The sequence below is a fragment of the Brevundimonas halotolerans genome, from assembly GCF_003730275.1.
GTDB classification, from domain to species: Bacteria; Pseudomonadota; Alphaproteobacteria; order Caulobacterales; family Caulobacteraceae; genus Brevundimonas; species Brevundimonas halotolerans.
In genome coordinates this window covers 34,245-40,494 of the sequence record NZ_QTTA01000009.1, presented here as the reverse complement: position 1 = coordinate 40,494, position 6,250 = coordinate 34,245, and the positions used below count along the sequence as shown (strand labels likewise).

The window sequence follows — 6,250 nt, the reverse complement described above, 5'->3', positions numbered from 1 at the left end:
ACGCCGCCCAGCCTTCCTTGACCTCGAAGTCATAGCCATTGGGCCGGGCCGTGTCGAAGCCGTAAACGTCGTTGGCCTTGTGCCAACCCGCGTCTACCGCGCCATACCAGCCATTCGGCTCAGCCGACGCCGCACCTGCCCCCAGGGCGAGCGCCGCAGCGGCGCTGGACGCCAGGATAAAACTCTTAACACGCATCGGTGAATGCCCTCCGCAGCCTTCGTTGAAATGTGCGACGGACACGCCGCCTCGCGGTTCTAATAACAGCGCCCGCAGCGCAGGTCGAGGCTGATCTGACTCCAAAACCGCCTAAACTGTGGCAGCGTGATACCGAAGATACAGCTTCAGGTCGCCTGAGCACCTGAATCCGCACGTAGCCGGGCCTCGCAGGCCGCGAACTCATCGGCGGTATCGACATCCCAGCCGCACTCGACCGGCATCACATAGCCCAGTGCCCCTTCCGGCCGGAAGGTCCGCTCGTGCGATAACCGCTCAGGCCGGGCCACATAGACGGCGCCATTGACCACAAACGTGTCCGCCAGAGTGTCTGGCGGTGACTGGAGCCGACCCCCCTCTTGCATCTGCACGTGAAAGGCGGCGGGCTTGGACAGGGGTGAGACGCTGATCACGGTAGGCGCGCCGCTTTTCTCGGCGAGGGCCACAGCCGCATCAATATCTGTGGCGCGGCGCAGTGGCGAGGTCGGTTGCAGCAGTACGACATAGTCCCAGACCCCGCCCACCTCGCCCAGGGCATGTTCGACCGCGTCAATCACCGATGCCTCCGGACCTGACAGGGCGGCCGGGCGCACAAACGGTGCGGGGCAGCCCATCCTGGCCGCCAGATCCAGCACCGCCGGGTCGTCGCTGGACACCACGATCCGGTCCAGCACCTGCGAGGCCTGGGCCGCCGCCAGCGTCCAGCCGATCATCGGTCGTCCGGCCAGCATCCGGGTGTTCTTGCCGATCATGCGTCGGGACCCCGCCCGGGCCGGGATAATGCCGATCACCCGCCTGTCGCCGATCATGGCACCCTCCGCGCGTCGCCCGTTCGCCGCGGTCCCATGTGAGGGCCCGCCGGCTTATGGACGGTTAACAGTATCCGTCTTGCGCGCCCGGTTCTTGCTTACCCGCCGCCACCGCCTATCCTGCCGCCATGTCCGCCACCCCGCCCTCGTCGGCCCTGCCGCGCCAGATCGGCCCCCTCAGGCACCTGTCGATCGTGCGGGCCCTGATGCTGCGCGAACTGATCACCCGCTATGGCCGCGAGGGACTGGGGTTTCTGTGGGTGATCGGCGAGCCCCTGGTCTTCTGCCTCGGCGTGGTGCTGATGTGGAACCTGATCCGGCCCGAATATGAGCACGGCATCCGGCTGGGGCCCATGGTCATGACCGGCTATATGGCCCTGCTGCTGCTCCGCCATCAGATCAGCTTCAGCCTGTCGGCGCTTCAGGCGAACACCGGCCTGCTGCACCACCGGACGATCGCGGTCCTGCACCTCTATGCGGCGCGGAACGCCCTCGAATTCCTCGGCACTACGGCTGCCTTCATGGTCGTCTATCTGTTGTTGGGGTTCCTCGGCGAGGTCTCCCCCCCGCACGACTGGAGCCTGGTGTTCGGCGGCTGGTTGCTGCTGGCCTTCCTCGGCCTGGGGCTGGCTCTGATCTTCAGCGCGCTGGCCCAGCGGTTTGCCTTCATGGAGCGGATCGTGCCGCTGCTGACCTATGCCCTGATCCCCATGTCGGGGGCCTTCTTCATGGCCTCCTGGGTGCCGCCCGTCTGGCGCGACGCCTATCTGCTGATCCCCCTGCCGCATGCGGTCGAGATGATCCGGGCGGGGGTCTTCGGCCCCTTTGTCGAAACCCACTACGACGGCCTCTATGCCCTCGGCTGGGGTCTGGTTCTCAACCTGCTTGGCCTCCTTCTGATCGCCGGGGCCCGCGACCGGATCGAGGCCGAGTGATCGCGACGCTCCGAACCGATAGCCTGTTCGGCCTTCGCGGGTTATCAGTCGCGTCATGACTGATCCCGTGCCTGAATTCCCCCTTGACCGTCTGTCGTTCCGGCAGCGCCCGCGTCTACCCGACCTGCCCCGCTGGGCGCCGTCGTGGCCTTTCCTGATCTGCGTCATCCTGCCGACCCTGCTGGCGGCCTTCTATTTCCTGCTGATCGCCTCGCCCCGCTATGTGTCCGAGGCGCGCTTCATCGTCCGTCAGGCCGGACAGGCCCAGCCCGATGCCCTCGGCCTGACCCTGCAGGGCGTCGGCCTCAGCGCCACCCAGACCGATGCCTTCGCGGTCCATGACTACATGCGGTCGCGCGATGCGGTGGCCGAACTGGACCGATCGCTGGACCTGTCGCGCCTGCTGGGACCGCCCGGAGCCGACATTTTCTCGCGCTGGCCCCGCCCCTGGGAAAGCCGTAGCCGCGAGGGCCTCTACAAGGGCTACCAGCGCTTTGTCACCGTCGGCTATGACGCCACCACCGGTATCAGCATCCTCCGCGTCGAGGCCTATCGTCCCGCCGACGCGAAACGTCTGGCCGAGGCCCTGCTGACCGGCGGCGAGGGTCTGGTCAACCGGCTGAACGCCCGCTCGGTCGCCGATGCGGTCACCCAGGCCGAAACGTCCCGCGACGAAGCCCGCGAGCGGCTCAGCGAAGCCCAGCGCCGGCTGGTCGCCTTCCGCAACCGCGAGCGCTTCATCGACCCCTCCATGGTCGCGGCCGAAGGCGCCGGCCTGATCGGTGAACTGTCGGCGACGCTGGCCGGCCTGCGCGCCGAACGGGCCCAGCTGGCCGCCGAGGCGCCGCAAAGCCCGCAACTGCCCAGCCTCGACAACCGCATCGCCGCCTATGAGCGCCAGATTTCGGCCGAACGCTCCAAACTGGCCGGCGCGGCCTCCTCCCTGGTACCCGCCGTCAGCGCCTATGAGGATCTGGTGCTGGAACGCGAACTGGCCGACCGCCAACTGTCCGAGGCCACCGCCGCCCTGCTCGCCGCCGAGCGCGACGCCCGGCGTCAGGCCCTCTATCTGCAGCGCGTGGTCAGCCCCAGCCTCGCCGATGAGGCGATCCTGCCGCGCCGGTGGCTGTCGATCCTGATCGTCCTGATCGGCAGCCTGTTGCTGTACGGCGTCGGCTGGCTGGTCTGGTCGGGCCTGCGTGAGCACCGGCAGCAGGGATGACGGACGGGTCTGCCCCTCCGAACGATCCGGGTCTGATCGTCACCGGACTGGCCAAGGCCTGGGCCCCCGGCCGCACGCCGGTCTTTGCCGATGTCGACTTCAGCCTGTCGCGCACCGGTCGGCTGGCGCTGCTGGGCCGCAACGGCCAGGGCAAGTCGACCCTGATCAAGGTGCTGGGCGGCGTGCTGCGCCCGACCGCCGGTCAGGTCCGCTGGCGCATGCCCGCCTCCTGGCCGATCGGCTTCGGCGGCGGTTTTCAGGGCAGCCTGTCGGGTCTCGACAACATCCGCTTTCTTGCCCGGCTGTATGAGCGCGAATTCGACCATCTGCTGGCCCGCGTCGATGACTTCGCCGAACTGGGCAGCGCCCTGAAACAGCCGGTCAAACACTATTCCTCGGGCATGCGGGCGCGGCTCGCCTTCGGCCTGTCGCTGGCCATCGAGTTCGACTGCTATCTGATCGACGAAGTCGTGGCCGTCGGCGACGCCCGCTTCCAGGACAAATGCCGCGAGGAGCTGTTCGCCCGCCGCGCCGACCGCGCCTTCATCATGGCCTCGCACGACACCCATCTGGTCGAGCGCGAATGCGACCGCGCCCTGATCCTCGAGGGCGGTCAGGCGCGCCTCTATGACAATGTCCATGAGGCCGTCGAGGCCTATGGCTTCCTGAGGGCGGCTTGAGAGGCGCGCCTCAGCGCCGCGACAGCCACAGCATCCAGTCTTCCGGCTGATCCTTGTCCAGTAGCTGGGCGCGGGTCACAGGCACCAGCTGGCTGTCAAAGGTCACCGTCCGCAGTCGCTGATAAACTCCGACCAGCCGCTCCAGCAGCCCCAGCGGGTCCGAACAGCGGGCGTGGTTGAACTCCAGCAGGATCTCGGGCCGGTCGCGGATGATCAACGGCCAGGCCCCCTCCAGCACGGCCTCCTCTGCCCCCTCCACGTCGATCTTGAGGAAGTCGACCTTGGGCCACTCTGCCAACAGGGTGTCCAGCCGGCCACTCCGGACCCGGGTCATGCCGGCATGATCGGCTCGCTCGTCGCCGACAACGCGCGCGTTCTTGGGGTCATCCTCGCGCATCTCGAAGGTCAGCATCTTGTCGTCATGGGCGCCGACCGCCTGCTCGAACACGGTGGTCCGGTCGCCGAATCCGTTGACGCCGACCGTCCGGCGCAACAGCTCGGCCGTATGGGGATGAGGTTCAATGGCGGCCACGCGCCCCTCGGGCCCGACCAGATCCGCCAGCAACAGGGTGAAATAGCCGTGGTTCGCTCCGGCATCGACAACCGTCATGCCCGGTTTGATCCGTTGCGCCAAGATCGGCGTCATCCACGGCTCCCATATGCCGTCCATCAGCAGATGCGGCGTAAAGCCGACATCGCGGGCGGTCAGGAACATCTTGTAGCGGCCCATGGCGCGGCACAGCATCACGCCGTCACCCAGATAGACAGCCTTGGCCAGCGCCCGGCTGCGCCGCTCCAATGCCCAGCGATCGACCGTCAAAAGCTCATTGTGGCCGAGGAGATTCAGTTCGGGCGACGACGCGGGTTCCACAACCATGTCCTGGGCTGAAAAGACTGACGTCCGTCTCATGCGGCCAACCCCTTCAGGACGCAACCTTTGCGGCCCGTCCCGGTCGGGGCAGGGAGGGTTCTGCCCGGCTGGCTCTGGCCATCGGGCTCTGCTAGCTCTGCCCCCGACGGGGCGGAGACCGCCGCTCAGGGGTTAGAATGCTGATCCAGTCCATCTTGCAGAAACTTCGTGCCCTCGTGCTCGGAGCCGACATGGAGCGCCGCATCCTGACGGTTCGCGCGCCGCGCCGGGTGGCCCGTACGCGTCGCATCTGGACGGCGGCCCTGCAGGCTCGGGAATCCCTGCCATTCGGCCCCGCGCCGGACGTCGAGACGACGACCCGGTCCCGCGTCCCTTTCAGCAGGGGCCCGGTCCGCGGCGCCCGCGTCTGGACACCCGCCCTCGTGCGCCGGGTGTTCGCCACGCCCATGGAGGTCTTCCCGGAAGAGCCCGAGGACGTCGTCGAGGTCCCCACCGCTCCTGCCGGGCCCGAGCTTGAACCCATTGAGATGCCCGCGCCCGCGCGCGAGCCGGAAACGGATCCCGATCCTGCGCCCGAACCTGAGCCCGAACCCGAGCCCGAACCCGAGCCGGTGCCCGTCACCGTCCTCCCCGCCCCCGTCGAGACCCAGCGCTATTTCCCGATCAGCGCAGACATGGGCATTGCGCGGCTGACCGACGGCCATTTCGTCTATGTGGATCCGCTGGATGAAGCGGTTGGCGCCCACCTGATCGCGCGCGGATACTGGGAGTCCTGGATCCACAAGGCCGTTTGCGATCTGGTCCGGCCTGGGGATCACATCATCGAGGTCGGGGCCAATTTCGGCGTCTACACCCTGGCCATGGCCCGTCTGATCGGCGAGGAGGGCAGCCTGCTCAGCTTTGAGGCCAATCCGGACCTCGCGGGGCTCGTAGAGCGCTCCATCAAGTTCAATGGCTACGCCGGACGCGCGCGACTGGTGGCCAAGGCGGCGGCTGATGCCCCGGGGGAGCTGAGTTTTGGCGTATCCCGGCGCAACGCGGGTGGCGGTACGCTCTCGACGGACCCCAGTGGCCTCGGCACTGACAGCCGGCTGATCACCGTGCCCGCCGCCCGACTGGATGATGAGGCCGATCAGGACGTACGCCTGATCCGTATGGATGCCGAGGGCTCCGAGCCGCTCATCCTGCGCGGCGCCAAACGGCTGCTGAAGCGCCGGGACATCGTCGTCATCATGGAATGGGACATCATCCAGATGGGCTCACGGACCGATGTGCCCGACTATGTGGCCTGGCTGTCCGGCATGGGCTTCCGCTTCTGGCGGATCCAGTTCGACTCGACCCTGCTGGAGATCCCGGCCGCCGGCATGGCGACGCTCAGCTCCTGCGATGTCGTCATGTCGCGCAAACCCCCGCCCGGGGGTTCGATCGCCTGATCGGTGGATCGCACCGGGCCGAGAGCCGCCGCCGCGATTGATCCCCCGCAGAGGGACGGGGGAGGCGGCCCGGTGCGACCGGGCCG

The 6,250-nt window shown here is 67.8% G+C and carries 6 protein-coding genes and 1 pseudogene; 4 read left to right on the top strand and 3 right to left on the bottom strand.

Annotated elements, in window-relative coordinates; translation table 11 throughout:
* A pseudogene (locus EG854_RS03260) lies at positions 1-196 on the bottom strand (cell envelope biogenesis protein OmpA); the annotation flags it as partial.
* A 146-nt stretch (positions 197-342) separates the two neighbouring features.
* Entirely contained in the window at positions 343-1,023 is a 681-nt protein-coding gene (locus tag EG854_RS03255) for an acylneuraminate cytidylyltransferase family protein (RefSeq protein ID WP_123286304.1), read from the bottom strand.
* Positions 1,024-1,151: 128 nt separating this feature from the next.
* On the opposite strand from EG854_RS03255, the gene EG854_RS03250 reads away from it, so the two are divergent.
* The 3 genes from EG854_RS03250 (at position 1,152) to EG854_RS03240 (ending at position 3,860) form a co-directional block, all read left to right on the top strand.
* Positions 1,152-1,958, top strand: a complete 807-nt coding sequence (locus tag EG854_RS03250) for an ABC transporter permease (protein ID WP_183211123.1) — start codon at positions 1,152-1,154, stop codon at positions 1,956-1,958.
* Between the two features lie 67 nt (positions 1,959-2,025).
* Positions 2,026-3,180: a KpsE/RkpR family capsule polysaccharide export protein gene (locus EG854_RS03245; RefSeq protein WP_241153106.1), complete on the top strand. Its 1,155-nt coding sequence runs from the start codon at positions 2,026-2,028 to the stop codon at positions 3,178-3,180.
* Positions 3,177-3,860 carry an ABC transporter ATP-binding protein gene (locus tag EG854_RS03240; protein ID WP_123286302.1) on the top strand — a complete coding sequence of 228 codons (684 nt, stop codon included), beginning with the start codon at positions 3,177-3,179 and terminating at the stop codon, positions 3,858-3,860. The genes EG854_RS03245 and EG854_RS03240 overlap by 4 nt, the downstream gene beginning before the upstream one ends.
* A 10-nt stretch (positions 3,861-3,870) precedes the next feature.
* Here the strand turns inward: EG854_RS03240 and EG854_RS03235 are convergent, their stop codons facing one another.
* The gene (locus tag EG854_RS03235) at positions 3,871-4,770 is read right to left on the bottom strand and encodes an FkbM family methyltransferase (protein WP_123286301.1); all 900 of its coding nucleotides are present in this window, start codon (positions 4,768-4,770) and stop codon (positions 3,871-3,873) included.
* A gap of 137 nt (positions 4,771-4,907) precedes the next feature.
* Here EG854_RS03235 and EG854_RS03230 point away from each other — a divergent pair, with 137 nt between their 5' ends.
* Positions 4,908-6,164 (top strand): FkbM family methyltransferase, encoded by a 1,257-nt coding sequence (locus tag EG854_RS03230; RefSeq protein WP_123286300.1) that lies wholly within the window; start codon positions 4,908-4,910, stop codon positions 6,162-6,164.
* Positions 6,165-6,250: the final 86 nt, after the last annotated feature.

What these genes read in the sequence shown, in the direction of transcription:
- EG854_RS03255 (WP_123286304.1), bottom strand. Translation starts at nt 1,023, where the DNA reads ATGATCGGCGACAGGCGGGTGATCGGCATTATCCCGGCCCGGGCGGGG.
- EG854_RS03240 (WP_123286302.1), top strand. Translation starts at nt 3,177, where the DNA reads ATGACGGACGGGTCTGCCCCTCCGAACGATCCGGGTCTGATCGTCACC.
- EG854_RS03250 (WP_183211123.1), top strand. Translation starts at nt 1,152, where the DNA reads ATGTCCGCCACCCCGCCCTCGTCGGCCCTGCCGCGCCAGATCGGCCCC.
- EG854_RS03230 (WP_123286300.1), top strand. Translation starts at nt 4,908, where the DNA reads ATGCTGATCCAGTCCATCTTGCAGAAACTTCGTGCCCTCGTGCTCGGA.
- EG854_RS03235 (WP_123286301.1), bottom strand. Translation starts at nt 4,770, where the DNA reads ATGAGACGGACGTCAGTCTTTTCAGCCCAGGACATGGTTGTGGAACCC.